General features: G+C 63.9%; 18 protein-coding genes, 2 tRNA genes and 1 pseudogene. 13 read left to right on the top strand and 8 right to left on the bottom strand.

Annotation, left to right across the window (positions count from 1 at the left end):
- Positions 1 to 15: 15 nt before the first annotated feature.
- Complete coding sequence (locus tag ATE64_RS05270; protein ID WP_058454391.1) at positions 16 to 501, bottom strand: hypothetical protein; 486 nt, start codon at positions 499 to 501, stop codon at positions 16 to 18.
- A gap of 62 nt (positions 502 to 563) precedes the next feature.
- Here ATE64_RS05270 and ATE64_RS05265 point away from each other — a divergent pair, with 62 nt between their 5' ends.
- From ATE64_RS05265 to ATE64_RS22390, 7 genes and pseudogenes are all read left to right on the top strand, one after another.
- Positions 564 to 2,525 (top strand): alkyl sulfatase dimerization domain-containing protein, encoded by a 1,962-nt coding sequence (locus ATE64_RS05265; protein WP_058454194.1) that lies wholly within the window; start codon positions 564 to 566, stop codon positions 2,523 to 2,525.
- A gap of 25 nt (positions 2,526 to 2,550) precedes the next feature.
- Positions 2,551 to 3,078, top strand: a complete 528-nt coding sequence (locus ATE64_RS05260) for a PH domain-containing protein (protein ID WP_058454195.1) — start codon at positions 2,551 to 2,553, stop codon at positions 3,076 to 3,078.
- Entirely contained in the window at positions 3,075 to 4,589 is a 1,515-nt protein-coding gene (locus tag ATE64_RS05255; protein WP_058454196.1) for a PH domain-containing protein, read from the top strand. The genes ATE64_RS05260 and ATE64_RS05255 overlap by 4 nt, the downstream gene beginning before the upstream one ends.
- Positions 4,586 to 6,352, top strand: a complete 1,767-nt coding sequence (gene recJ, locus ATE64_RS05250; RefSeq protein ID WP_058454197.1) for a single-stranded-DNA-specific exonuclease RecJ — start codon at positions 4,586 to 4,588, stop codon at positions 6,350 to 6,352. Before ATE64_RS05255 ends, recJ begins: the two co-directional genes overlap by 4 nt.
- A 125-nt stretch (positions 6,353 to 6,477) precedes the next feature.
- Positions 6,478 to 6,553: transfer RNA gene (locus ATE64_RS05245), tRNA-Glu, on the top strand.
- A 66-nt stretch (positions 6,554 to 6,619) separates the two neighbouring features.
- A tRNA-Glu gene (locus ATE64_RS05240) sits at positions 6,620 to 6,694 on the top strand.
- An 88-nt stretch (positions 6,695 to 6,782) separates the two neighbouring features.
- A pseudogene (locus tag ATE64_RS22390) lies at positions 6,783 to 6,920 on the top strand (DUF6538 domain-containing protein); the annotation flags it as partial.
- Here the strand turns inward: ATE64_RS22390 and ATE64_RS22165 are convergent.
- The gene (locus ATE64_RS22165; protein WP_231729040.1) at positions 6,882 to 7,091 is read right to left on the bottom strand and encodes a hypothetical protein; all 210 of its coding nucleotides are present in this window, start codon (positions 7,089 to 7,091) and stop codon (positions 6,882 to 6,884) included. The pseudogene ATE64_RS22390 and the gene ATE64_RS22165 overlap by 39 nt on opposite strands.
- Here ATE64_RS22165 and ATE64_RS05235 point away from each other — a divergent pair.
- On the top strand, positions 7,090 to 8,598 hold the full coding sequence (locus ATE64_RS05235) for a site-specific integrase (protein ID WP_231729039.1): 1,509 nt from the start codon (positions 7,090 to 7,092) through the stop codon (positions 8,596 to 8,598). The two genes, ATE64_RS22165 and ATE64_RS05235, sit on opposite strands and share 2 nt — an antisense overlap.
- Positions 8,599 to 9,572: 974 nt before the next feature.
- On the opposite strand, the gene ATE64_RS05230 is transcribed toward ATE64_RS05235, so the two are convergent.
- The gene (locus ATE64_RS05230) at positions 9,573 to 10,733 is read right to left on the bottom strand and encodes a CaiB/BaiF CoA-transferase family protein (RefSeq protein WP_082657584.1); all 1,161 of its coding nucleotides are present in this window, start codon (positions 10,731 to 10,733) and stop codon (positions 9,573 to 9,575) included.
- Positions 10,734 to 10,876: 143 nt separating this feature from the next.
- Between ATE64_RS05230 and ATE64_RS05225 the strand changes: the two genes are divergently transcribed.
- The 4 genes from ATE64_RS05225 (at position 10,877) to ATE64_RS05210 (ending at position 16,762) form a co-directional block, all read left to right on the top strand.
- A complete protein-coding gene (locus ATE64_RS05225; RefSeq protein WP_058454198.1) occupies positions 10,877 to 12,055 on the top strand; it encodes an iron-containing alcohol dehydrogenase in 1,179 nt (392 codons plus the stop codon).
- Between the two features lie 47 nt (positions 12,056 to 12,102).
- A complete protein-coding gene (locus tag ATE64_RS05220; protein ID WP_058454199.1) occupies positions 12,103 to 13,737 on the top strand; it encodes an AMP-binding protein in 1,635 nt (544 codons plus the stop codon).
- Positions 13,738 to 13,810: 73 nt separating this feature from the next.
- Positions 13,811 to 15,769, top strand: coding sequence for an NAD(P)/FAD-dependent oxidoreductase (locus ATE64_RS05215; protein WP_058454200.1), 1,959 nt, complete (start codon positions 13,811 to 13,813; stop codon positions 15,767 to 15,769).
- 18 nt (positions 15,770 to 15,787) lie between these two features.
- Entirely contained in the window at positions 15,788 to 16,762 is a 975-nt protein-coding gene (locus tag ATE64_RS05210; RefSeq protein ID WP_058454201.1) for an NADPH:quinone oxidoreductase family protein, read from the top strand.
- Positions 16,763 to 16,766: 4 nt separating this feature from the next.
- On the opposite strand, the gene ATE64_RS05205 is transcribed toward ATE64_RS05210, so the two are convergent.
- From ATE64_RS05205 to ATE64_RS05190, 4 genes are all read right to left on the bottom strand, one after another.
- On the bottom strand, positions 16,767 to 17,999 hold the full coding sequence (locus ATE64_RS05205) for a cytochrome P450 (RefSeq protein ID WP_058454202.1): 1,233 nt from the start codon (positions 17,997 to 17,999) through the stop codon (positions 16,767 to 16,769).
- Between the two features lie 18 nt (positions 18,000 to 18,017).
- A complete protein-coding gene (locus ATE64_RS05200; RefSeq protein WP_058454203.1) occupies positions 18,018 to 18,905 on the bottom strand; it encodes an MBL fold metallo-hydrolase in 888 nt (295 codons plus the stop codon).
- Positions 18,906 to 18,918: 13 nt separating this feature from the next.
- The gene (locus ATE64_RS05195; RefSeq protein WP_058454204.1) at positions 18,919 to 21,201 is read right to left on the bottom strand and encodes a TonB-dependent receptor; all 2,283 of its coding nucleotides are present in this window, start codon (positions 21,199 to 21,201) and stop codon (positions 18,919 to 18,921) included.
- Between the two features lie 121 nt (positions 21,202 to 21,322).
- Positions 21,323 to 21,955, bottom strand: coding sequence for a TetR/AcrR family transcriptional regulator (locus ATE64_RS05190; protein WP_231729038.1), 633 nt, complete (start codon positions 21,953 to 21,955; stop codon positions 21,323 to 21,325).
- 292 nt (positions 21,956 to 22,247) lie between these two features.
- On the opposite strand from ATE64_RS05190, the gene ATE64_RS05185 reads away from it, so the two are divergent.
- Positions 22,248 to 23,414 (top strand): lactate 2-monooxygenase, encoded by a 1,167-nt coding sequence (locus tag ATE64_RS05185; protein WP_058454394.1) that lies wholly within the window; start codon positions 22,248 to 22,250, stop codon positions 23,412 to 23,414.
- A gap of 174 nt (positions 23,415 to 23,588) precedes the next feature.
- Here the strand turns inward: ATE64_RS05185 and ATE64_RS05180 are convergent, their stop codons facing one another.
- Positions 23,589 to 24,128: a phosphatase PAP2 family protein gene (locus ATE64_RS05180; RefSeq protein WP_058454205.1), complete on the bottom strand. Its 540-nt coding sequence runs from the start codon at positions 24,126 to 24,128 to the stop codon at positions 23,589 to 23,591.
- Positions 24,129 to 24,271 lie beyond the last annotated feature (143 nt).

Raw genomic sequence — 24,271 nt, 5'->3', positions numbered from 1 at the left:
CCGATGCCGCGTGCTTTAGAAAATCCCCGACGCCAGCCCCTCCGCCAGTGCGGCGCCAAGATCGCGCGCTTCGGCGAGGCGGTTCGCGGGGATCGTCTTGGGGGCGAGGATGGCTTCGGGCGTCTGCGCATCGGTGTTCACGATCATCGGATCGGCGACGCGTCTGAGCCGCCAGCCAGTCGCGATGCGGTCGAGCTGGCGCTGGGCACCCTCGCCGTCGGAGCCGGCGCAGATGATCGTCGCATAGGGGCGCCCTTCGAGCCTGCCGAGGCAGGGATAATAGCAACGGTCGAGCATCTCCTTCATCGCGCCCGACAGTGCCGCAAGATTTTCTGGACCGACAAAGAGATAGCCGCCCGCCGCGAGCAGATCGTCCGGTACGACCCGGTTCGCCGCGATGAGCGACGCGCTCCCCGCCCCATCGGCGGCCGCGCGCGCAAGCGCTTCGCTGCCGCCGGTGCGGCTGTGCCAGGCGATCAGCAGGTGCGGCGCGTCGGTCATGCCGCGATGCTTGCCAAGCCCGGCGGCACGGCGCAAGCTGCCCCGAAACAGGGGAGGATAACATGCGCCGACTGACCGCCGTGCTGCTTGCCAGCGCTATACCGTTCGCCGCGATCGCGCAGGATGCCGCGAGCGACGCCACGCGCACCGCGCAGGCCGAGATCGCGAGGCGCCTGCCGCTCGACGACCCGCGCGACGAAGCCAATGTGCGGCGCGGCAAGCTCGCCGAGATTCCGGGCGGGGTGATTCTCGACAAGCAAGGCAAAACGGTTTGGGACCGGCGGCCCTATGAATTTCTGCAATCGAAGGACGCGCCCGACACGGTGAACCCGTCGCTGTGGCGGCAGGCGCGGCTCGACGCGGTGCACGGATTGTTCGAGGTCGTGCCGGGCAAGATCTGGCAGATCCGCGGCTACGATATTTCGGTGATGACGATCATCCGCGGCAAGAGCGGCTGGATCGTCGTCGATCCCCTGCTGTCCGAAGAAACGGCCGCCGCGGGGTGGAAGCTGTTCGCCGATACGGTCGAGGCGAAGGACAAGGTGCTGCCGATCAGGGCGGTGATCTTCAGCCACAGCCATAGCGACCATTTCGGCGGGGTCGGCGGGATCGTCACACCGGAAGAGGTGAAGGCTGGCAAGGTGCGGATCATCGCGCCGCACGGCTTCTCCGAAGAAGCGACGTCGGAGAACGTCCTAGCGGGCACCGCGATGGGGCGGCGCGCGCTCTACATGTTCGGGTCGATCCTGGCGCCGGGCGAGCGGGGGCAGGTCGATACCGGGCTGGGGCCGAAGCTGTCGTCGGGGACGATCGGCTATATGGAGCCGACCGAGACGGTGTCGGACAAGGGCGGAACGCTGACGATCGACGGACTGGCGTTCGACTTCATGGACGCGGGCGGTACCGAGGCGCCAGCCGAGTTCGTCTTTTACATTCCTGCTTACAAGGCGCTGCACACGACCGAGGTCGTGACCCACAATCTGCACAATATCCTGACGCTCCGTGGCGCGCAGGTGCGCGATGCGCTGCGCTGGTCGAAGGTGATCGACGCGATGCTCCTGAAATGGGGCGGCAGCGCCGAGGTCGCGATGGGATCGCATCATTGGCCGACCTGGGGGACGGGCGAGGTCAGCGAGCTGCTGGCGAACCAGCGCGACGCCTATCGCTATGTCCACGACCGGACACTGTTCCTCGCGAACAAGGGCGCGACCTTGCACGAGCTCGCCGACCAGACCGCCGAGGCGCCGGTACAGGGCAAGGATTTCGGGACACGCGGCTATTACGGGACGCTCAACCACGACATGAAGGCGACGTACCAGCGCTATTTCGGCTGGTGGGACGGCAATCCGGCGAATTTCAACCCACTGCCGCCCGAGCAGTCGGCGCCGAAATATGTCGCGCTCGCCGGCGGGGCGGACAAATTGCTCGCCGCGGGGAAGGACGCGATCAAGGCGGGCGATTATCGCTGGGCGGCAGAGCTGCTCAACAAGCTCGTCTTTGCGCAGCCCGACAACAAGGAGGCGCGCGCGGCGCTCGCCTCGGCCTATGACCAGATGGGGTACCAGGCCGAATCGGGCGCCTGGCGGAACTATTATCTCGCCGCCGCGGCGAGCCTGCGCGGCAATGCGGTCGAAAGCATTTCGGGCAACGGGCAGAGCCGCAGCTTTGTTAGCGCGATCCCGACGGGCGTCTTCTTCGACGCGCTCGCGACGCGTTTCGACGCGGCGAAGGGGGCCGCCCTCAAAGGCACCTTCCAGTTCATTCTGCCCGACAGCAAGGAAGCGGTCGCGGTGGTCGTCGGCGGCGGGGTCGAGTTCCCGCGCTATGGCGTCACCGACCCGGCGCCGACCGCGACGATCACCATCGACCGGGGGACGCTCGACGACGTGATGCTGGGGCAAGCACAATTCCCGGCGCTGATGCAGTCGGGCGCGATCAAGATCGACGGCGACCGGATGGCGCTCCTGTCGTGGTTCGCGCTGCACCCGCCGCAGGACCCGCGCTTCAATATAGTTGTGCCCTGACACGCCAACCGACTAACGGAGGATCATGACCGACACCGCTGCCGCGCCCACCGACCCCTTCGCGCCCGACGCGCTCAACGCGAGCGAGGGGCTGGGTCCGGTCGATCTTGCCTATGGCCATGTCCTGCGCATCACTACCGCGCTCAACATGCTGCCGCTCGCGATCGGCGCCACGGTGTTCGACCTGCTCGTGATGCCGCGGATCGGCGGGCCGACCGGGCTCGTCAGCGTCGCCGCGTGGCTGTTTGCGGCGATCGCGATCGTCACCTTTCCCGCGCGCCGCGTTTCGCGCTGGGGCTACAGGATCGGCGAGGGGCAACTCCGCGTCGCGCGCGGCTGGCTGTTCCGCACCGACACGATCGTTCCCTTCGTCCGCGTCCAGCATATCGACGTCGGGCAGGGGCCGGTTGAGCGCTGGTTCGGCCTCTCGCACCTCGTCGTCCACACCTCGGGCACGCACAACAGCACCGTCACCCTGCCCGGCCTGCGCAGCGACCTTGCCGCTGCGATGCGCGAGACGATCCGCCGGCATATCCAGACCGACTTCGCATGAGCGACGCCGCCGCCCTTCCCGCGGCCGCCGACGAGCCGCATTGGCAGCGGCTGCACCCGGCGACGCTGGCCCTCGCGCTTGTCCGGATCGGGCCGCGCTCGCTGCAGTTTCTGCCCGCAGTCGCGGCGCTTGGCTTCACCGGCAACTGGGTCTGGATTGTCCCCGCAATCCTCGCCTATCTGCTGATCGCGTTCGCCGCCGCCTGTCTGCAATGGATGCGATTTCGCTTCATCGTCGGCGACGACGCGGTGGTGATCGAAAGCGGCGTTCTTTCTCGCCAGCATCGCACCATCCCCTTCGACCGCATCCAGGACGTCAGCATCGAACAGGGGTTGGTGTCGCGCGCGCTCGGCATCGCCAAGGTCGGGTTCGAGACCGGCGCGGGCGGCAAGGAGAATGACGCCCATCTCGACGCCATCGGGCTCGACGCCGCGCAGGCGCTGCGCACGACGATCCGCGCGCATCGCAGCGCGCCCGTCGCAGCACCGACGGCGGATGCGCCTGACCCAGCCCCCGCGCTCGCCGAGGACCGGCTGCTCTTCGCGATGGGGCCCCGCCGGCTGCTCGTCGCCGGGCTGTTCAACTTCTCGCTCGCCGCGCTCGCAGTCGTCGGCGGCGGCATGCAATTCTTCGACAATCTGCTGCCGTTCGATTTCAACATCTTCAATCCCGCCGACTGGATCGACGTCGCGGGGCGCTACGGGCTCGACAGCTGGCTGCTCGCGCACCGCTGGATCGCCGGGATCGGCGCCGCGATCTCGCTGCTGTTCATCGGTTTCGCGAGCGGCATCGCGACGATGGTGTTCGCCAACTGGGGTTTCCGCCTGACGCGCGAGCCGCGCGCGCTCCGCCGCACGCGCGGCCTGACGACGCGCACCGACGTCGCGGTGCCGGTGAAGCGCGTGCAGGCAGCGATCCTTGTCACCGGCTGGCTGCGCAAACGCTTCGGCTGGCACGAACTGCGCCTGCAAAGCCTTGCGAGCGACGGCGAGAAGGAACGCGACCATCAGGTCGTTCCCTTCGGCCGGATCGAGGAGATCGACCCGGTGCTGGACGAGGTCGCGATCCGCCGCCCCGACGCCGCGCAGGCGTGGCAGCACAGCCACCATATCGTCGCGCTCGGCCCGGTCATCGGCGCGACCGCCACCACGATCGGCGGCATCGTCGCCCTCTCGCTCGGCAATGCGGTCGGCTGGCTCGGTATCGTCGCTGCGCCGCTGATCGCGCTGATCGCCTTCTGGGCGGCGCGCTATCATCTGTGGGCCGATATCGGCGACCAGGTCGCGATCCGCCGCGGCTGGTGGAAGCCGAAGATGACCTTGCTGCCGCACGCGTCGGTGCAGAGCGTCGACCTCAAGACCGACTTCATCCTCCGCCCCTTCGGCCTCGCGACGCTTGTTTTCGGGGTGCCGGGCGGAAGCAGCCTTGCCAGCCACGAGATTCCGGCGATCCCGCTCGGCGTCGCGCAGGATTTGCGCGCGCGCATCCTGACGGCAGGGCTGCGGCAATGACCGAAGCCGCGCTTGGCATCACCCACTCGATCAGCGGACAGCCCTGGCACTGGCGGCGCACGAGCGCCGAAATGGGCGGCGAAAGCCTCGCCCCCGACGATCTCGTCACCCAATTGCTGATGGCGCGCGGGGTGCCGCGCGACGATATCGAGCGCCAGCGCACCCCGACCCTGCGCGGATTCATGCCCGACCCGTCGCTGTTCCGCGACATGGACGCCGCCGCCGCGCGGCTCGCCGATGCGGTCGAGCGCCAGGAGGCGGTGACGATCTTCGGCGACTATGACGTCGACGGAGCGACCTCGGCGGCGCTGCTCGTCCGCCTGCTCCGCGCGCTCGACGTGCCGGTGGGCGCCTATATCCCCGACCGGCTGATGGAGGGATATGGTCCGTCGGGCGCCGCCCTGGTCAGGATCGGCGAGGCGGGATCGAAGCTGATCGTCACCGTCGATTGCGGCGCACAGGCGTTCGACGCGATCGCCGAGGCCCGCGCGGCAGGTGTCGAAGTGATCGTCGTCGACCATCACCAGTGCGCGACGACGCTTCCGCAAGCCTTTGCGGTGGTGAACCCGAACCGGCTCGACGAGGAACCCGACGCGGCGATCCACGGCAATCTCGCCGCGGTCGGGGTTGCCTTCCTGCTCGGCGCGGCGTTGCTGCGCACCCTGCGCGCACGCGGCCATTTCGGCAGCCGCGCCGAGCCGCAGCTGATCGAGCTGCTCGACCTTGTCGCGCTCGGTACGGTCGCCGACGTTGCGCGATTGACCGGTTTCAACCGCGCGCTGGTGACGCAGGGGCTGAAGGTGATGGCGAAGCGCGCCAATATCGGCATGGCCGCGCTGATGGACGCAGCGCGGTTGACCAGGCCGCCGACCGCGAGCGACATGGGCTTTGCGCTGGGGCCGCGCATCAACGCCGGCGGGCGGGTCGGAAAGTCGGACCTTGGCGTCCGGCTGCTGACGACGAACGATCCGCAGGAGGCGGCCGATATCGCGCAGGAACTGGGCCGCCTCAACGAGGAACGCCGCGCGATCGAGGCGGCGGTGCTCGACCAGGCGATCGAGGCGAGCGCAGCCTGCGCCAATGCCCCCGTCGCGATCGTCGCGGGCGACGGCTGGCACCCGGGGGTAATCGGCATCGTCGCGGGGCGGCTCAAGGAAAGGCTGCACCGCCCGGCGATCGTCATTGCAGTCGATGAGGATGGCGTCGGCAAGGGTTCGGGACGCTCGATCTCGGGCGTCGACCTCGGCGCCGCAATCCTCGCCGCGAAGGAGACGGGGCTGCTCGTCGCGGGTGGCGGCCATGCCATGGCGGCGGGGCTGACCGTCGAAAAGAACAAGGTCGACGCGCTCGGCGCCTTCCTGAACGAGCGATTGGCGGCGGACGTCGAGCGCGCGAGCGGCGACAAGTCGCTGCTGATCGACGCGGTGCTCGCGCCGCGCGGGATCAATCCCTTGTGGTGCGACGCGATCGAAAGCGCCGGGCCATATGGCGCCGGCTGGCCCGCGCCGCGCGTCGCGACGGGACCGGTGCGAATCGTCGAATCGGGGATCGTCGGCACCGATCATCTCCGCCTGATCGTCGCGGGAGAGGATGGCGCGCGGTTCAAGGCGATCGCCTTTCGCGCCGCCGAGACCGAGCTGGGGCAGACGCTGCTGAACGCGCGCGGGCGCAAATTGTGGCTCGCGGGGCGCGCCAAACGCGACGACTGGGGCAGCCGCCCCGCCGCCGAACTCCACCTCGAGGATGCCGCGTGGGCCGACTGACGGCTGGCTCCCGCCAGCGTTGGGGGGCGACCGACGACGGGACGACCGGCGATGGCGCAATAAATTTGCGTGCGCGCTTGACCGCACGGAAACGCCCGTCTAAGGCCCCGCTTCACCGATTTGACGGCCCCTTCGTCTAGCGGTCTAGGACGTCGCCCTTTCACGGCGAAAACACGGGTTCGAGTCCCGTAGGGGTCACCACGGTACAGACGGGCAGGATGCAGCCGGGCGGTCGGCCCTTTCTCTCCCGATACATCCGACCGACAAGGCCCCTTCGTCTAGCGGTCAGGACGCGGCCCTCTCACGGCTGAAACACGGGTTCGATTCCCGTAGGGGTCACCAAATCGCCGGAAAGGCGCAGAAGTCTCGGTTTTCTGTTCGTTAGTGACTCGGTGGGTACACCAAATGAGTACACAAAGGACGAACAATCATGAATCCGAAGGGACTCTGGCGCGACCCGCGCAGCGGTATTCTTTATCTTCGCCGCCGTATCCCGCTGCCGTTGCAAAGCGCCTTCGCTTGCGGCCAACTATACAAGGTGAGCCTCGGCACAGCCGATCAGCGCGATGCAGAACGCAAGCTGGCGATTGCCAATGGTGAATATGAGCAGAAGTGCGAACAATTTCGCGACGCGCTCGCAAACGGTGTTCCAGGATCCTTCACTTCCGATGAGGCGCGTGTCCTGGTCGACCGCCTCCTCACCGCCCGGTCCGCTACCGGGGTTTGCGAGCGGCGGCATGGATGTCGCCTTCGTCCTCAAGGAGCTCGACGACGCCGTCGCGGATCAATCGGGAGACCATCGGGCCACCGCACAAGACATGAGTTCCGCCGACTGGATTGCTTATCGCAAGAAGTTGGCGGGAAGTGATAGCGACGATGAGTTTTCCCCCGAAACACTCGCTCGAATCGAGGCTATCCATGCTTCGGTCCATCGAGACCCTGGCGAGCTGTGGTTCAGTTTTCAGAAACGGGCACCGCGCCGCCGTTGGCGTCCCCTGCTCAGCTTCGCCGTCGCAAAAATAAAGCGTGAACTAAAACTTCCTGAGGATACGAATCGCGGGATTGACGAGCCCCTCGCCGATGCATTGGCTGATGCGCTGGGTTCGGCGCAAGTCCGCGAACAAGTTCCGGTAACCCCCTCGGCCCGGCGCCGCGCAAATTCGAGCCGCCTTCAGCCGGACATGAAGCTCGACGCCCTCGAGTCCAAATGGATCGCGGCGCGGAAGCCGACGCCCAAGGCGCAGGCGGCGACGAAAACGGCCGTGCGCTATTTCAAGAGTTATATCGGCGACGTCGGCATCGGCGAGATCACGCCCAACGATCTGTTCGAATTTCGGGACGCCGTGGCAGGGCTGCCGAAAAGTATGCCGCGGGTCCATCGGATGATGGAGTTCGTCGATATACATGCGCTCTATGCCGAGGGGTCGGGCATAGATCGCATATCGCCGCAATCGATCAAAAAATATCTCGGGGCGCTTCAGGCTCTCCTGGGGTTCGCTTTCCAGGAGCGCTTCATCCCTGCGAACACCGGCGCCGGTATTAAAGTCGAAGGATACACAAAAAAGAGCACACGGCGCCCATTTACCAAGGACGAACTCGCTCAGCTGTTTGCGGCCGAGCTGTTCACAACACCTTGGTCTTACCCTCTGAGCAAGTCAAAGGTTTCCGATTCGACTCTGCGCTGGTTGTTCCTGCTCGGCCTCTGCACGGGCGCTCGAATTGAGGAACTTGGTCAGATCTTGCTCGCGGACATCAAGTGCGAGCAAGGGATCCCTTATATCGACGTCACGGACTATGTCATGGACGAGATTGACGAACGTAAGCGGGTGAAGACCGACGGTTCTATTCGCGTGATACCGCTCCATCCCAAACTGATAGCGCTCGGATTTCTCGACTACGTCCAAAGGATGCGGTCGAGCGGGGCAGTCCGGCTTTTCCCCGACCTCGTGGCTGATTCACTCGGTGTAAAGACCAAGGAGGCGAGCCGCCGCGCCAACCGCCTGATCGACAATGCCGTCGGCGATCACCCGCGCCCCGTGTTTTATAGTTTCCGTCACAGCTATAAGGATCTGTGCCGCGACGCCAATATTCCCAAGGACGCGCACGACCAGCTTATGGGGCATTCGCCTGCAGATGTTGGCGGAGGCTACGGTTTGGGACGGGCGATTGGCAATCTTGCAGCCCACTTAAAGCGAGTTCGGTTCCTTTTCATCGATTGGGATCCGATTAATGTCGCTGCCAAATAAGCGAACCGCTGTCCGGCTTCTATTCGGCTCGAGCTGGCCGGTTTCGGACTGGCAGCTTCTAGGTGGAGAATCTAGAGAAGCCGACATTCGAAGCCGATGGAGCGGGGATGGCAGCACTCGACCGATTGCAGCCGTGATCTACCAGCGCCGCCCTTCAATCTTTGCCCGGCAATGAAAACATGCTGAATGCTTGTCATCATGTTTATACCATTCGTGAATGCCGCCAGAATGTTCGCAATCTGCGCCCTTAGGCGCCAACCCTAACGCCCAAAAGGGTAAGTGCTGTCGAAGCCATGTCCGACGCCTATAAGGCTCGCTCGAACAAAACGTCGCATCGACCATCCGGCGACACTAGCCGCGCCTCAGTCGGCTTTCCACCCATATCCGCCGCTTAATTTCACACCCGATGAAATGACGACAATAGACCGGCATCAAACTCGAGGGCGTCACTCGACCACAAGATCGACCTCGGCTAACGTGCGATCGGTTAAATTGGGGGGCAGCTATGGATGATTGGACTTATAAATTTGCAATGACTTATTTCATGGTTGTGGTGGCGTCCGGGACGATCCTCTCCTCTCAGGTTTCGGAGCAAACACGATGGGATCTGTATTGGATTTTGGTTGGAATGGTTATCGTCCTGCTTGTCGACGGGCTCGTGAACAAGGTTCGAAGGCTGATTGACGCCAAATCATCCGCGTAATTGTACCTGATCCGGAGCTCAGTTATCGCTGGTGGCAGCTCCTCCCCTCCATTCCGGGCACGACGGCTACCTGAGCGCCGCTGGCCAGTGCAACCGCTGGGACTGGCCGGTTGCGGTCAGGCCGCTTTTAGAAGCGTTTTCTACAATAGCCGACGTTTTCGGAGGGGAAGCAAAAGGGCGCTCCAAGGGACAGCTTCCCGCGAAACCGGATTTTGATTGCAGTGGCCAGTCCGGACCGGTCTGATCTCTTCTGTTGCGAAAGACCAAAGCGCTATCGGAGAACCGCATTTTTTCGCAGTAGCAAAATCTCATTTTCGGTCACAGCCCAGTCCATCAAGCTCTTGGAAATATCAGGCTTCGAAACCAGCGGATCGGGTGCCCGGCTTGGCGACCTAGCAAATCTTGGGGCGGGCGCTGGCTGCAACGACGGACCGCAATGGGCGTGAACGCCGCGTGCTCGATGCGCGGGATGTGCTGCCGCTTCCCGGTAGGTCAGTACCGGAGACACACAAGCGTCCAGCTGGTCGAAAACTTCGCACCACTCGCCCAGCGATCGCGCACGGAATATCGGCTCGATTTGGCGACTGCGGTCAGGCCATACGGCCGGATCGAGATAGTCGGTAAATCTGAGCGGATCCTGTCCCAGGCCAGCGACAAACGCATCGTGGAATTCGCGCTCCAGTGCCCCGACCGCCATGTGACGGCCATCAGCGGTTTCATAGCAGCGATAGAAATAGGCGCTGCCGTCGAGGAGGTTGTCGCTGCGCCCCTGGCTCCAAAGGCCCATCTGCATCCATCCCGCCATCTGGGTCAGCAGGATCGAAATGCCATCGACCATCGCGACGTCGAGAACCTGACCCTTGCCCGAGCGCTGGCGTTCGAGAAGCGCGGCGAGCACCCCCATCGCTAGAAATGTTCCGCCGCCACCAAAATTTCCTACGAGGTTTATCGGCGGCACGGGGGGAGCATCGGTTGGTCCGATCGGATAAAGCGCACCGGTCAAAGCAAGATAGTTGATGTCGTGTCCGGCGCGTGACGCGAGCGGCCCCGTCTGACCCCACCCGCTCATGCGCGCGTAGATCAGCCGTTCATTCGCTGCGCAGAGCATGTCCGGTCCCAAGCCCAGCCGCTCCATCGCCCCTGGCCGATAGCCTTCGATAACAACGTCGGCACGTGTCGCCAGATCCCGCACGAGCGCGAGGCCATCCGGAGACTTTAGATCGATCGCAACCGAGGGGCGATTTCGATAGAGGAAATCATATTGCGGATCGCCCCCCAGCGGACGCCCGGCGCCGAAACGTTCGATCCGCAAGATGTCCGCGCCAAGGTCGGCGAGCAGCATCGCGCCAAAAGGGGTGGGACCGAGCCCCGAAAATTCGAGAATGCGGATATTCGCGGCCGGCGGCAATGCGCTGTTTTCCTGTTCACTCATATGGAATTGTCTCCCCATCGCGTCCGGCGCACGGCACAGAATATTCTCATCGGTTGAAAAATATACTAGCCAGTATCTCCTAGTCCTGTCACTATCTGATTCACGAGGCGGCACAGACCGGACGATCAGAGGAGAGCGAGTCCATGTCCGACATCACCCCGAGCGAATTGCGTTTTACCCGGACCGAGCGGGTTACGATGGGCGTCCCGACGGCGGAGGCGATTGCCGACCAGGCCGAAAAGATGGGATGCAGCAAGGTCTTCCTGCTGGCATCGACGACGCTGCGCGAACACACCGATGAAATCGGAAAGATCGAGGTGGCACTGGGCGCGCGGCATGCGGCGACCTTTAGCGGGATTGCCCCGCATGCACCGCGCGCCGATGTCCTGAAGGCGGCAGAAGCGGCGCGGGCTGCGGGCGCGGATCTGATTGTGTCGGTCGGCGGCGGTTCGGCCACCGACAGCGCCAAGATCGTCGCGCTGCTCATCAAGCATGATGTACGAAGCGTCGAGGCGTTCGAACCGCTTCGCACCTATGTCACCGACGCAGGCGAGGTGATCAATCCGATCAGGGTCGGCCCCGACATTCCGGTCATCTGCGTGCCCACGACCCTATCCGGCGGCGAGTTCAACGCACTGTCGGGTTCAACCGACGAAGTGACACAGCACAAGCAGGGTTATGAGCATCGCAACATGGCGCCGGTCATGGTCGTGCTCGATCCCGCCATCACCCGGCACACGCCCGAATGGCTCTGGCTTTCGACGGGGGTTCGCTCGGTCGACCATGCGGTCGAGACCCTGTCGTCGTACCAGTCGAACGATTTTGCCGACGGACTCGCCGAAAGTGCGCTGCGACTGCTCGTCGAGGGCCTGCCTCGCGTGAAGGCCGACCCGGGCGATCTGGAAGGCCGCCTGAAATGCCAGATCGGCGCCTGGCAGTCGATGATCAGCATCATCGGCGGCGTTCCAATGGGCGCCAGCCACGCGATCGGCCATATTCTGGGCGGCACCTGCGACGTCCCGCACGGCTACACCTCCTGCGTCATGTCGCCCTATGTTCTGGCGTGGAACGCCGAACATGACACCAGCCGCCAAGAGCGCACTCTTGCGGTACTCGGCGGCGACCATACGAGCGCTTCGGCGGCGCTCGACGCCTTCATCTCGGGGCTGGGGATGCCGCGGCGGCTGAGCGATGTCGGCGTCGACGAATCGCGCTTTCAGCAGGTGGCCGACTACACGCTGCTCGACATCTGGGGCCGCACGAATCCGCGGCCCGTCACCTCGGCCGCCGATATCCTCGAAATCCTTCGCCGCGCAGCATGATTATGCCGGCAACCCCGCCCACAGCGACCGAAGCAACAGGATCCGCCATGCCGAACACCGAGCGAGCAAGAGATTTTCAGGATCCGCGCATTCCCAATCGCGACGAATGCGTCCTGCGCTATCTTCTCGACCGCTGGGCAGCCGAGCGGCCGGACAAGGCGCACATCGTATTTGCCGACGGGTCCGAATGGAGTTTCTCCGAAATCCGGGCCCGCGTTCGCGCCAAGGCGGCGGGCCTCCGCAAGCTCGGCGTCCGGCAGGGCGAGCATGTGGCGGTGTGGCTGCCGAACGGACCCGATGCGCTCGTCGCCTTTTATGCGATCAACTATCTCGGCGCGGTGTTCGTGCCGTTCAACACCGCGTACCGCGGCGGACTGCTCGAGCATGTGCTCGCGAACTCGTCGGCGCGCATGTTGCTGGTCCATCCCGACCTGATCCCGCGCCTGGCCGAGGTCGACCTTGCCGGAGTCGAGCTTCTGGTCGTCACCACCGCGAATGCGGTGGCAGAGGTGCCTCTGCCAACTGTGCGGTTCGACGACGTGATCGGCGATCCGTCGGAGGACATACCGCTCGAACGGCCGATCGAGCCCTGGGACATTCAGTCGATCATCTATACGTCCGGCACGACCGGCCCGTCGAAGGGCGTCCTGTCGTCCTATCTTCACATGTTTTCGAACGCCGGGCCCGAAAGCTGGCCGATGGTCGGCGAGGACGACCGCTATATGTGCGTCGCACCGATCTTTCACATCGGCGGGATGGGTCCGCCGTTCGTGATGCTGGCCCGCGGCGCGTCGGTGGCGATGATCGACAATTTTTCGACCGACGAGTTCTGGGCGGTCGCCAAACGCACTGGCGCGACGGTCGTGTTTCTGCTCGGCGTCATGGCCACCTTCCTGCTGAAGGCGCCTGCATCCGCGCAGGACCGCGATCATGGCGTCAAAAAGGCCTTCATGGTGCCGCTGACCGGCGACGCGCCCGCCTTTACCGAGCGGTTCGGCATCGACATCTACACGATCTTCAACATGACCGAGATTTCGTCGCCGGTCGTATCGGAGGCCAATCCCGCAAAGATCGGCACCTGCGGCCGTGTCCGTCCCGGCGTCGAAGTGCGGCTGGTCGATGGCAATGATTGCGAGGTCGCGGTCGGCGAAATCGGCGAGATGCTCGTGCGCACCGACCGCCCCTGGGCGATGAACAGCGGCTACAACGCCAACCCCGAGGCCACCGCCGCCGCGTGGCGCAACGGCTGGTTCCACACCGGCGACGCCTTTCGCCGCGACGAGGACGGCTATTATTATTTCGTCGACCGGGTGAAGGATGCGATCCGCCGCCGCGGCGAAAATATCTCGTCCTTCGAGGTCGAGGCCGAGGTCTGCCGTCACCCCGACGTGCGCGAAGCCGCCGCGATCGCGGTGCCGAGCGAATATTCGGAGGACGAGGTCATGGTCGTCGTCGCGCCCGTTCCCGGCCGGTCGGTCAACTGCCGCGCGCTCGCCGAATATCTGATCGAAACCATGCCCTATTTCATGGTCCCGCGCTATTTCCGCGTGCTGGACGAATTACCCAAGACGCCGTCGGCCAAAGTGCTCAAGACCGATCTGCGCCGCGAAGGCGTTACCGGCGATACCTGGGACCGCGAAGCCGCGGGGCTCAGGGTTCGCCGCGAGAGCTTTGCGCTATGATGAGCGAAAACCCGCCGGCCAGAAAAATTCCATACGCTCCCCTTTTCATCGCTCGTTCCAGGATATTGAAGACATGACTGATCCGATACCCGACCGGCCGATCGCCGCGGACCAGATCGACTGGCCGCTTCTGGCGGCGGGGGTCGACCAGGGAAATATCCCGTCGCTGCTCATGCTCCTCCACCAGATGACGGGTGACGCCAAATGGCTGGAGGAACCCTATCGCCCGCGCCGCGCGCCCGGGCTGGACGACAATGACAGTGGCCAGTTGCCCGACGACATCCAGCGCGAGATCCGCAACCAGGCGCGCCAGGCGATCGAGGACTGGCTGAAAGGCAAGCCGCTGGCCCTGCCTCGCCCTGACAATGCCCATCTCGCAACGATGCTGAGCGTCGCGATGGCCGAACATGTGCCGGCGGAATATGGCGATATTGTCGCGGCCGGGATGATGGTTGCGCCTGCGCCGCGCGAAATACCCCCTTCGCTCAAGACGAAATCGGCGATCGTAATCGGGGGCGGCATTTCGGGCATTTGCGCCGGAATGGAGCTGCAGCGGCTGGGCATCAATTATGTCCTGTTCGAAAAGAACGAGGATTTCGGCGGCACCTGGTTCGAAAATCGCTATCCGGGATGCGGGGTCGACACCCCGTCGCTGACCTACACCTTCTCGTGCCGCCCGAACGACTGGTCGCAATATTTCCCGCTGCGCGACGAGATCGAAGCCTATCTTCTCGATACCGCGCGCGAATATGGCTTGCCCGCGCGCGCCCAGTTCAATTCGAAGGTCGAATCGGCACGCTGGATCGACGACGCCGGTCAGTGGGAAGTGTCGGTGGCAAAGCCCGACGGCACCACGACGACGCACCGCGCCGACTATTTGTTCAGCGCTGTCGGCATTCTCAACATCCCGAAGTATCCGCAGATCGACGGCCTCGATTCCTTTGCAGGCGAGGTCATCCATACGAGCCGCTGGCCCGAGAACGCCGATCTTTCCGGCAAGCGCGTCGCGGTGGTGGGCAATGGCGCGTCGGGGATGCAGGTCGCCCCGGCGGTCGCCGACACCGCGGCAACGCTCACCCTGTTCGCGCGGTCGAAACAATGGGCGGCGCCGTTCCCGCAATTCCGCAAGGCGGTTCCCGATGGCGTGCGCTATTTGATGCAGGCTGTGCCGCTGTACCGGGCGTGGCTGGAACAGCGCCTGTCGTGGACCTTCAACGACCGCGTGCACGGCACCCTGCACCGCGATCCCGAATGGCCGCACCCCGAGCGCGCGGTGAACGCGATCAACGACGGCCACCGCCGCCATTTCACCCGCTATGTCCATGAGCAGCTGGCTGACCGCCCCGAACTGATCGGTGACGTGCTGCCCGACTATCCGCCCTTCGCCAAGCGGATGCTGCTCGACAATGGCTGGTATCGGACGCTGCGCAAGCCGAATGTCCGGCTGATTCCCGAACATCTGGCGCGCGTCGAAGGCAACCGGCTGATCTCGTCATCGGGGATCGAGGTCGAGGCCGACGTCATCATTCTGGCGACCGGGTTTCAGACGACGCGCGTGCTTGGCTCCTATGAGGTGATCGGACGCGGCGGCGCCGTCTTGCGCGACCTGTGGGGCGACGACGACGCGGCCGCCTATCTTGGCACGCTAGTGCCGGGATTTCCCAATCTGTTTATTCTGCTCGGCCCCAACGTCGGGTCGGGTCACGGCGGCAGCATGATCCGCAATATCGAAAACCAGATGCATTTTGCCGGCGAAGTCGTGCTGGCCAGCGCCGCGCGGGGTGCTAATACGGTCGAGGTAAAGGACAGCGTCTATCAGGACTATCGCCGCCGGATCGACGAGGCGCATGAGAAGCTGGTGTGGACCCACCCCGGCACCGAGAACTGGTATCGCAACGCCAAGGGCCGCGTGATCGCGATCACGCCGTGGCGCAACGACGCCTTCTGGCGGATGACGCGATCGCCGAAAGCCGACGATCTCGAGTTCGGCACCAAGGATGGCGACCGCCCTGCCCTCGCCAAAGCGGGATAGGCGGCAGGGTCGCTGCCGATGAAAGCCTTTCAGGGTCATCGCCTCGGCGCTGTCGAGGATTTCGAGCTCGAGGACCGGCCGATCGGCGCGCCGCAAGCGGGCGAAATCCTGCTGCGCGTCGAAGCGACTTCGCTGGGGTTCGTCGACGCACTGCTGATGCGCGGACTCTATCAAGTGCAGCCGCCGCTTCCCTTCGTCCCCGGCGGAGAGATCGTCGGGCGCGTCGAAGCGGTCGGCGACGGCGTAACAGGATTTGCGCCGGGCCAGCGTATCGCCAGCTGGCAGTTCGGCGGCGGCCTCGCCGAACAGGCGATCGTCAGCGCGGCGAGCAGCGTGGCTGTGCCGGGCGCCCTCGAAGCCGCGAACGCGTCCGCGCTGCTCCTGGATTTTCTCACCGCCTATTATGGTCTTTTCGATCGCGGCGGCTACCAGCCCGGCCAGTCGCTGCTCGTTACCGGCGCATCGGGCGGCGTCGGATCTGCGGCGGTCCAGCTCGCCCACGCCAGCGGCGGCATCGTCGTCGGTCTCGCCTCGGGCGAGGCCAAGATGCGCCATGTGGCGACGCTCGGGGCGGATCTGGTGCTCGATTATCGCGATCCAGACTGGCGCGCACAGCTAAAGACCCGCCATCCTGCCGGGGTCGACCGCGTGTTCGATCCCGTCGGTGGCCCGCTGTTCGAGGCCTGTTTCCGGTCGCTTGCCAAACACGGGCGCCACTTGGTGGTCGGATTTGCTTCGGCCGACGGCATCCCGCGGCTTCCCGCCAACCTGCCGCTGCTGAAGTCGGGCGAACTGGCGGGTGTCGACGCCCGCTATCTTGGCGAAAGCGATCCGGCGCGGGTGCGGACGATATTGGAGACCATCTTCGGGCTCGCCCAGCGCAAGCGGATCAAGGCGGTGATCGAGCGGAGATTTGTTCTTGCCGATGCGCCAGCCGCGTTCGAAAGCCTGGCGTCGGCGACGCGTATCGGCAAGATCGTCGTCACGCCCTGACGCGTCACCAGCGCGCGGGCAGCGCGCTCATGCCGCGGAACAGGAACCCGTCGCGCCATGCCGGCGCCTCGATGTCGACGCGGAGCCCCGGCAGCCGCGTTGCCAGCCGCTCGAATGCGACCCGTCCCTCGAGCCGGGCGAGCTCCGCGCCCACGCAGAAATGAATCCCGCCGCCGAAGCTCAGGTGCCGGGCCGCATTCTCGCGTCCGATATCGAAGCGGTCGGGGTTGTCGAACACCCGCGGATCGCGGTTTCCCGCCCCGATCAGGGTCAGCACCTTCTCGCCCTTCGCCACCGACCGACCACGAACCTCGGTTGATTGCAGCGCTGTGCGATAGGTGGCGACGAGCGAGCTTTCGTAACGCAGCACCTCGTCGACCGTGCCCGCGGCGAACCCCTGCGGATCGGCCACCAGACGCTGCCATTGATCGGGAAAACGGCTGAAGCAGAGCAGCCCATTGCCGATCATATGCGCCGTCGTCTCGAACCCGGCGCCGAACAGTCCGATCGCGACCGTCACCAGTTCATCGTGCGACAGCGCATCTTCGGCGCCGCCAGCCTGGACAAGCGCGGTCGCCAGATCGTCCTGCGGCGCCGCCTTCCGCTCGTCGAACAACGTCTCGAAAAACTGCTGCAACACCGCAATATGGCTGTTTGCGGTCGCCAGCTCTTCGGCGGTCAGCGCGCGCGCTTCGAACACGATGAAGCTCTGTGCGATGGCGTTGATGACGGCGTTCAGACGGTCGTCTTCGGGATCGATGCCGAGCATGTCGCACATCACCCGCACCGGAAGTTCATAGGCAAAACGCGCGATCAGATCGCCACGACCATCGGCTAGGAACCCGTCGATCAGCCGGTCGGTGATCTCGCGGATGCGCGGCTCCATCGCGCGAACCCGCTTCGCCGTCAGCGCTCCGGTTACCAGCCCGCGCACCCGCGTGTGATGCGGCGGGTCCTGCATCAGGAACACCTCGGACAACCATTTATAGCCGCGCTGCCCCAGCACATCGAATTCGGGGCCATAGAAGAGGCGGATATTCTCGACAAAATCGCCCTGACCGAAATCCTCGCGGTTCATCAGCACCGACCGCACATCCTCGTGACGGCTGACAACCCAATAGCCTAGGTCGGAGCGGTGGATCGGGTCGTGTTCGCGCAGGCGCGCAAAGGCGATGTACGGATCGGCTTTCAGCGCCACGTCGTCTGGAGAGAAGGAAGGTACGAGGACATCGGTCACGGGGGCGTCTCCCAGAAGCTAGCCGAAGCGCGGCACGAAAGCTCCGTCGTCGCCGCGTGCGACGAAAACCGAATGTGGCGCGCCGAAATGCGCCGGCACGATGCGGGCCCGCTTCGCGCTGGCGCGTTCGAGTATGCGACGCCGCGTGTCGGCCGCCACAGCCCGATCCTCGCAATAGACGCTGTTCCAGTCGGGCCGGACGACCTGCATCGGGTGGTGCAATATGTCGCCCGTAAACAGCGCCACATCGCCGTCGTTCTCGACCTCCAGCACCATATGCCCCGGTGTGTGCCCCGGGAAGGTCCAGGCGCGCATACCCGGTGCGATGGTGGCGCCATCGTCGATCAGTTCGGCAAGGCCTGCGTCGAGGATCGGCTGCACGCTGTCCTCAAAGACATTGGCGTTCACCCCGGCTCCGGCGAGCGTTGCATAGCACGCCTTTGCCGGGTTCCACGCCTCCTCGTCGGCGCGCGGGAAATAATAGCGGGCCTTGGGAAAGGTCGGCCGCCAGCTCCCGTCACGCCATTCGGTGTTCCAACCGACATGGTCGACGTGCAGGTGGGTGCAGAAGACCTTGTCGATGTCGCCCGGCGCGAACCCCGCGGCCTCGATACCCGCCAGAAACGGGGTCGCCAGCTGGCCGAAGATCGGGATACCGGGGCGGTCCTTGTCATTGCCCGCCCCGGTATCGACGATGATCCGCTCGGTTCCTGTGTCGATAAGCCAGCTTTGGAGGTAGCCGTAGATCAACCCGTCGCGAAAGAAGGCGGGCTCGAAATCCTCGGCATGTTCGTTGAAGGCAGCCTCTTCATATTCGGCAAAGAGCGCTTCGGGCGGGCTGAACCCGCCCTGCCACTCCTCGAGTCGATAGACCTTGTGCCTGCCGATGCTAAAAGCTGCGTTCATGCTGCCCCTCCCGTCAGAAGTCGACGCCGAGGGTTACGCCATAGGTCCGCGGTGGCCGCAGCGATCCGACCGACACGAAGCTGTAGAGCGGCGCGGTAATGATCGTGTTCGCCAGCGCATATTTGTCGGTGAGATTCTTGCCCCACAGCGCCACCGACCATCGCTCGTCGGGCGAGCGATAGGTGATGCTGGCATTGACCATCGCAAAGGCCTCTTGCCGCGCGTCATTGTTATTGAACTCGGTAAAGAAGACTTCGTCCTGCAGATTGATATCGGCCGACAAGTCGAGGAATCCTGTGCTGCCCAAGTCGAAACGCTGATCGACGAAGGCCGCGACCGTATATTTGGGCGCGTTCGCCAGGCGGTTGCCCGATAGATCGACGAGCGCCGGGTCGGTCGCGCAGGCGGGATACTGCGGCCGGCTCGGATTGCCCGCGGCATAATAGCCGTTGCAGAAATCCTTGTACTTGGCGTTGAGGTAGGTGCCGTAGACGCGGATCGTGGTGTTGTCTCCGGGGCGGAACGTCGTCTCGAGCTCGACGCCGTAGTTGCGCGCCGACGCTGCGTTGATCGTCTCGACAATGCTGTTCGCGTTGACGAAGCCGACCTGTAGATTGGTATAGTCGTAATAGAAGACCGCGCCGGCGAAGCCGAATTTGCGGTCGGCGGTTTCGCCGCGGAAACCGGCTTCATAACTCCACACATATTCGGGATCGATGACCGAGTTGACGCTGCCGATGTTGACGACGCCCGATTTGAAGCCGCGCGTCACCTTGCCATAGAAAAGGGTTCCGCCCGGTGTGCGATACTCGATCGCGAACTTCGGCGTGATCGCGTCCCAGCTGCCGCTCTTGTCGGTCGGAATGTCGAGCCCCTGCGCCTCGAAGGTGAAGCGCCCGACGCCGCTGCGCTTTTCCCAATTGTAACGCGCGCCCGCCGTGAGCGTGAGGTCGGGCAGGATTTCGTACGCGGCCTCCAGATAGGCGCCCGCAGCCTTGGTCTTCACCGTGCCGCGTTGCAGGTAATTGCCATTGTCGAAAAGGTCGGCGGGCAGATTGGTGCCGAGCACGATGTTGAAATAGGATGCCAGATTGACCGTCGGTACACGGACTTCGCCAAACAGCTTTTCGTCGAAATAGGTCGCGCCGCCGAGCAGGGAAAGGCCCCCGACCTTATAGGTGAAGTTGACTTCCTGGCTGAACGACTTGCTGTCTTCGGTATAGTTGTTCTGGCCGAAAGCGTTGATATCGCTGACGTCGAGGTCGTCGCGGTTGAAGCGCTTGAACTTGCGATAGGCGGTCGTCGAAACCAGCGAGAAATCGCCCGAGTCCCAAGTCACGATGCCCTGGACGCTCGAACCGTTGCGCTTGTTGACGGCGTCTTCGTCGGAATAGATGTTCCGCAGATCGGGCTTCTCGCCGCGCGCTGCATAATAATCATAGATCGTCTTCCCGCCGAGCAGCGACGACGCCAGTGCGGCCTCCGGAACGACGGTCGTACCGAAAAAGTGAAACGCGTAATTGTTGTCGTCTTCCTTGAAGTGATCGGCGACAACCAGCAGTTCGAAGTCGGGCGACAATTTGGCGAGCAGCGAGCCGCGAACAGCATAGGCGTCGCGGTCGTCCACCGGGTTTCCGGTAAACAAATTGGTGCCATAGCCGTCGCGCCTTTCATATTTGCCCGCGACGCGGAACATCAGGCTTTCGCCGGCGATCGGCCCGCCAAGTGCCGCTTCCAGCGTGCGCGCCTCGTAATTGCCATAGGTCGCACGGCCAAACCCCTTGAACTCGGGGGTCGGCCGCGCGGTGACGATATTGATCACGCCGCCGGTCGCGCCGCGTCCGTAGGTCGTCCCCTGCGGCCCGCGCAGCACTTCGATCTGCTGGACGTCGTAAAAGCCGCTGAGCTGCGCAGCCGGGCGGCTGATGATCGCCCCGTTCTGCAGGAAGGCGACCGCGCCGTCGGCGCCCAGATCGATGCTGGTAAGGCCGATCCCGCGAATGAAGGTGCGGTTGACGCCGAACTGGTCGCCGACGGACACGTTCGGCACCGCGGCGGCAAGATCGCCGGCGTCCTCGATGCCGCCCGCCCCGACATCGTCCGCGCCCAGCACCGAAATCGCCGCCCCAGTATCTTCGAGCGATTTTCCCGACTTGGTCGCGGTCACGATGATGGCATTTTCGTCATTGCCGTCCGCCGCGTCATCCGGGTTCGCCGCTTGGGCATAAACCGGCGATGCGACAGCGAGCGATGCCATGGCGGTCGCCGACAGCAGATGCTTGAACGTCAAATTCATCGTTTCTCTCCCTGATCTACCGGGCTTATAATTTTCTACCCGTCAGTACTTCAATTGCTGATTTACCAGTCGGGCAGTGTTTGCCCGCTCACTTCCTGCCTTTTTCCAGATCCTTCTTACGCTATTCCGCGCCCGCAAGCCGCAGCGCGGCCTGGACGAGATATTCGATCACTTCTTCGGCCGACCGCTGGCCGCTGGACGAGTACCAGGTTGGAATCCAGCTGATGAGGCCGCCGATCCAGACCGCGATGAATGGGTCGATATCCTCGCGAAACTCGCCGCTGGCGACGCCTTCGCGGATCATTTCGCCGATCTGGTGGTCGAAACTGTGACGAAGGCGCAGGATCCGCTTGTAGTCGTCAGCGCTCAGATGCTTCATCTCGCGCTGATAGACGACCACATATTCCTGCCGGTCGATGACAATCCGTCCGACCTTGCGGACCACTTCGGCAAGCCGCGCCCGATGGCTGTCATGCTCATGCGCCAGGACGTCTTCCAGCACCCCCAGCGCCTCGCTGATTCCGACCTCGCAGATCGCCGCGAGGATCGCCTCCTTGTTCCGGAAATAGGAATATAGGAAGGGCTTGGTGACGCTCAACTGGCTCGCGACATTGTCGAGGGTGCAACTGCTGTAGCCGCGCTCGTAGAAAAGACGGCTCGCCGCCTCGACGATTCGGTTGACCTTGAAGGCAACGAACTCGGACTTGAGCGAAGCACCGGAGGGGCGCGGACGGATCAGGGAATCACCAGGCACGGCCACCGTCATAGCATCGACCCAAGGCAGCCGGATAGTGACACCAATATCTCCCTCCGCGGCGCCATTCTGTCGATGGCGGACCGTCGGAAGACATATGCCGCAAAAAATATCTACCTGCTAGTAGTTTTTACATGATGCTGGTAACTTTCCTGGACCGTCAGCGGAAATGTGCGCCAATCGGCATCGAGCGCCCCAGTGAATCGGTGCAAAAAGAGGCCGCATCGGTCAAAGAGACGAGCGGAGGGTCGGCGCGCGCGAAGCTGCGCCGACGAAACAGGGAGACGGAATGATGGGCCATTATGGCGATCTTCAAACGCAGATCTATCAAGACGGGCTGCGCGGGATCCTTCCCGATTATCCGGTCGATTTCGCGACACTGGAACAGCGCGCGGAACATGCCCTTTCGCCCTCGATACTGAACTATGTGCAAGGCGGATGCGGCGACGAACATACGCAGCGCTCGAACGTCGACGCCTTCCATCACTGGGGCATGGTGCCGCGGATGCTTGTCGATTGTACGACGCGAGACCTGTCAGTCGATCTGTTCGGGATGAAGTTACCCTCCCCGATTTTCATGGCGCCGATCGGCGTGAACGGCGAAATGACACAGGATCGCCGCGGCGACATCGCGGTGGCAAAGGCATCGGCCTTGACCGGGGTGCCATTTTGCGCGTCGACGCTGTCGAACAGTCCGCTCGAAGAGGTAGCAAAGGCGGCGGGCGAGACGCCCGGATTCTTCCAGCTCTATACCCCGAAGAATGCGGATCTGGCCGAGAGTCTGATCCGCCGCGCCGAAGCCGCGGGTTACAAGGCTTTGGTCATCACGCTGGATACGTGGGTCACGGGATGGCGGCCGCGCGATCTCAACTCAGCCAATTTTCCGCAGCTTCGCGGCAAGGTGCTCGAGAATTATTTTTCGGACCCGGTCTTCCGATCGTTGCTGGCGCGCCCGCCCGAAGAGGACATCGCCGCTGCCGTTCAAGCCTGGGCGACACATTTCGGCAAGGTGCTGACCTGGAGCGACATCGGCTGGTTCAAGTCTATCACCCGCTTGCCGATCGTTTTGAAGGGCATCTGCCACCCCGACGACGCCAGAAAGGCCGTCGACCATGGCATCGACGCCATCTATTGCTCCAACCACGGCGGCAGGCAGGCCAATGGCGGCATTGCGGCGATCGACATGCTGCCCGACGTGGTAAAGGCCGCCGGCGATACGCCGGTCTTGTTCGACAGCGGCGTCCGGTCGGGGAGCGACGTCGTGAAGGCGCTCGCGCTCGGAGCGAAGGCCGTCGGGATCGGTCGCCCCTACGCCTATGGCCTTGCGATTGGCGGCGCGAATGGCGCCGCGCATGTACTCCGGTCGATCCTCGCGGAAGCCGACTTGCTCATGGCGGTCAATGGCTATCCCACCATCAGGGCGGTGAGAGAGACGGGAGTGCAGCGAACCGCGGAATGATAACTTCGCGGCCGCTCTGCGTCCACGGCCATTAATTTCGGAGTGATGGCGCTTGTGGCCGCAAGGAGACAGTCGGCTTTGGATCGAGAATTAGCGAAAGCGGACGTTTGCAGGCAAGCGTTCGCTGCCGAGGACAACAAATCATTGCGATACTATCGATGCCTCTAAGGCGCTTCAGAACCGCATCGTTAGCGCGATGCCGCCGCTCTTGGTGTCACCCCAAGGAAATAGCTCGATGCGATCATTGGCCTTGCGCGTAATGAGGAAACCGGAAGCTTCTCCGATCGCTGCACCGACCAGCACATCATGGACATGATGCTTGTTCGCCTCGACACGGCTCAGACCGACGAAGGCTGCGACCAATTGCGCGGGTACGCCTACCTTCCAGCCGTATCGATTCTGCAACGTCGCCGCTGCGGCAAAGGACACCGACGTGTGTCCCGACGGGAAGCTCTTGTTGTCGCTCCCGTCGGGGCGACGCTCCGGAAACGCTTCCTTGAGCCCATAGGACAGGCCCCCAGCGACGACGACGCTGCCGCCAGCCTGCAATGCGCCGTCCCAATCGCCCTGCACGGCGGGTACGCCGAACGCTGCGACGACGAGCGCGTCGCGCGCGATCGAACCGGCATCGTCCCAGCTCTTGTCGCTGGCATGGGCTGGCGTGGCGATCGACAACAAAGTCGCAGCGCCGACGAAAGTCAGTAATTTATGCATAGCAATATCCCTCGTTTCGAGGACCAAAGGGGCCCGTAAACGGCAAGCAAAGCCCCTTGACTGCCAAGCGCGATATTAGACCGGCGGATATGCAAAGCAAGGACTTGCGACCACGCCGCGCAGGGTAGCGCGCGCTGATACTT

The sequence above is a fragment of the Sphingopyxis sp. H073 genome (assembly GCF_001468395.1).
Lineage (GTDB): Bacteria > Pseudomonadota > Alphaproteobacteria > Sphingomonadales > Sphingomonadaceae > Sphingopyxis.
This window is presented reverse-complemented; position numbering and strand designations above follow the sequence as displayed.

Coding starts and splice junctions, on each gene's coding strand:
- ATE64_RS05220 (WP_058454199.1), top strand. CDS start 12,103: ATGCCGAACACCGAGCGAGCAAGAGATTTTCAGGATCCGCGCATTCCC.
- ATE64_RS05195 (WP_058454204.1), bottom strand. CDS start 21,201: ATGAATTTGACGTTCAAGCATCTGCTGTCGGCGACCGCCATGGCATCG.
- recJ (WP_058454197.1), top strand. CDS start 4,586: ATGACCGAAGCCGCGCTTGGCATCACCCACTCGATCAGCGGACAGCCC.
- ATE64_RS05200 (WP_058454203.1), bottom strand. CDS start 18,905: ATGAACGCAGCTTTTAGCATCGGCAGGCACAAGGTCTATCGACTCGAG.
- ATE64_RS05210 (WP_058454201.1), top strand. CDS start 15,788: ATGAAAGCCTTTCAGGGTCATCGCCTCGGCGCTGTCGAGGATTTCGAG.
- ATE64_RS05270 (WP_058454391.1), bottom strand. CDS start 501: ATGACCGACGCGCCGCACCTGCTGATCGCCTGGCACAGCCGCACCGGC.
- ATE64_RS05185 (WP_058454394.1), top strand. CDS start 22,248: ATGGGCCATTATGGCGATCTTCAAACGCAGATCTATCAAGACGGGCTG.
- ATE64_RS05180 (WP_058454205.1), bottom strand. CDS start 24,128: ATGCATAAATTACTGACTTTCGTCGGCGCTGCGACTTTGTTGTCGATC.
- ATE64_RS05260 (WP_058454195.1), top strand. CDS start 2,551: ATGACCGACACCGCTGCCGCGCCCACCGACCCCTTCGCGCCCGACGCG.
- ATE64_RS05255 (WP_058454196.1), top strand. CDS start 3,075: ATGAGCGACGCCGCCGCCCTTCCCGCGGCCGCCGACGAGCCGCATTGG.
- ATE64_RS22165 (WP_231729040.1), bottom strand. CDS start 7,091: ATGCCGCCGCTCGCAAACCCCGGTAGCGGACCGGGCGGTGAGGAGGCG.
- ATE64_RS05235 (WP_231729039.1), top strand. CDS start 7,090: ATGGATGTCGCCTTCGTCCTCAAGGAGCTCGACGACGCCGTCGCGGAT.
- ATE64_RS05225 (WP_058454198.1), top strand. CDS start 10,877: ATGTCCGACATCACCCCGAGCGAATTGCGTTTTACCCGGACCGAGCGG.
- ATE64_RS05230 (WP_082657584.1), bottom strand. CDS start 10,733: ATGAGTGAACAGGAAAACAGCGCATTGCCGCCGGCCGCGAATATCCGC.
- ATE64_RS05265 (WP_058454194.1), top strand. CDS start 564: ATGCGCCGACTGACCGCCGTGCTGCTTGCCAGCGCTATACCGTTCGCC.
- ATE64_RS05215 (WP_058454200.1), top strand. CDS start 13,811: ATGACTGATCCGATACCCGACCGGCCGATCGCCGCGGACCAGATCGAC.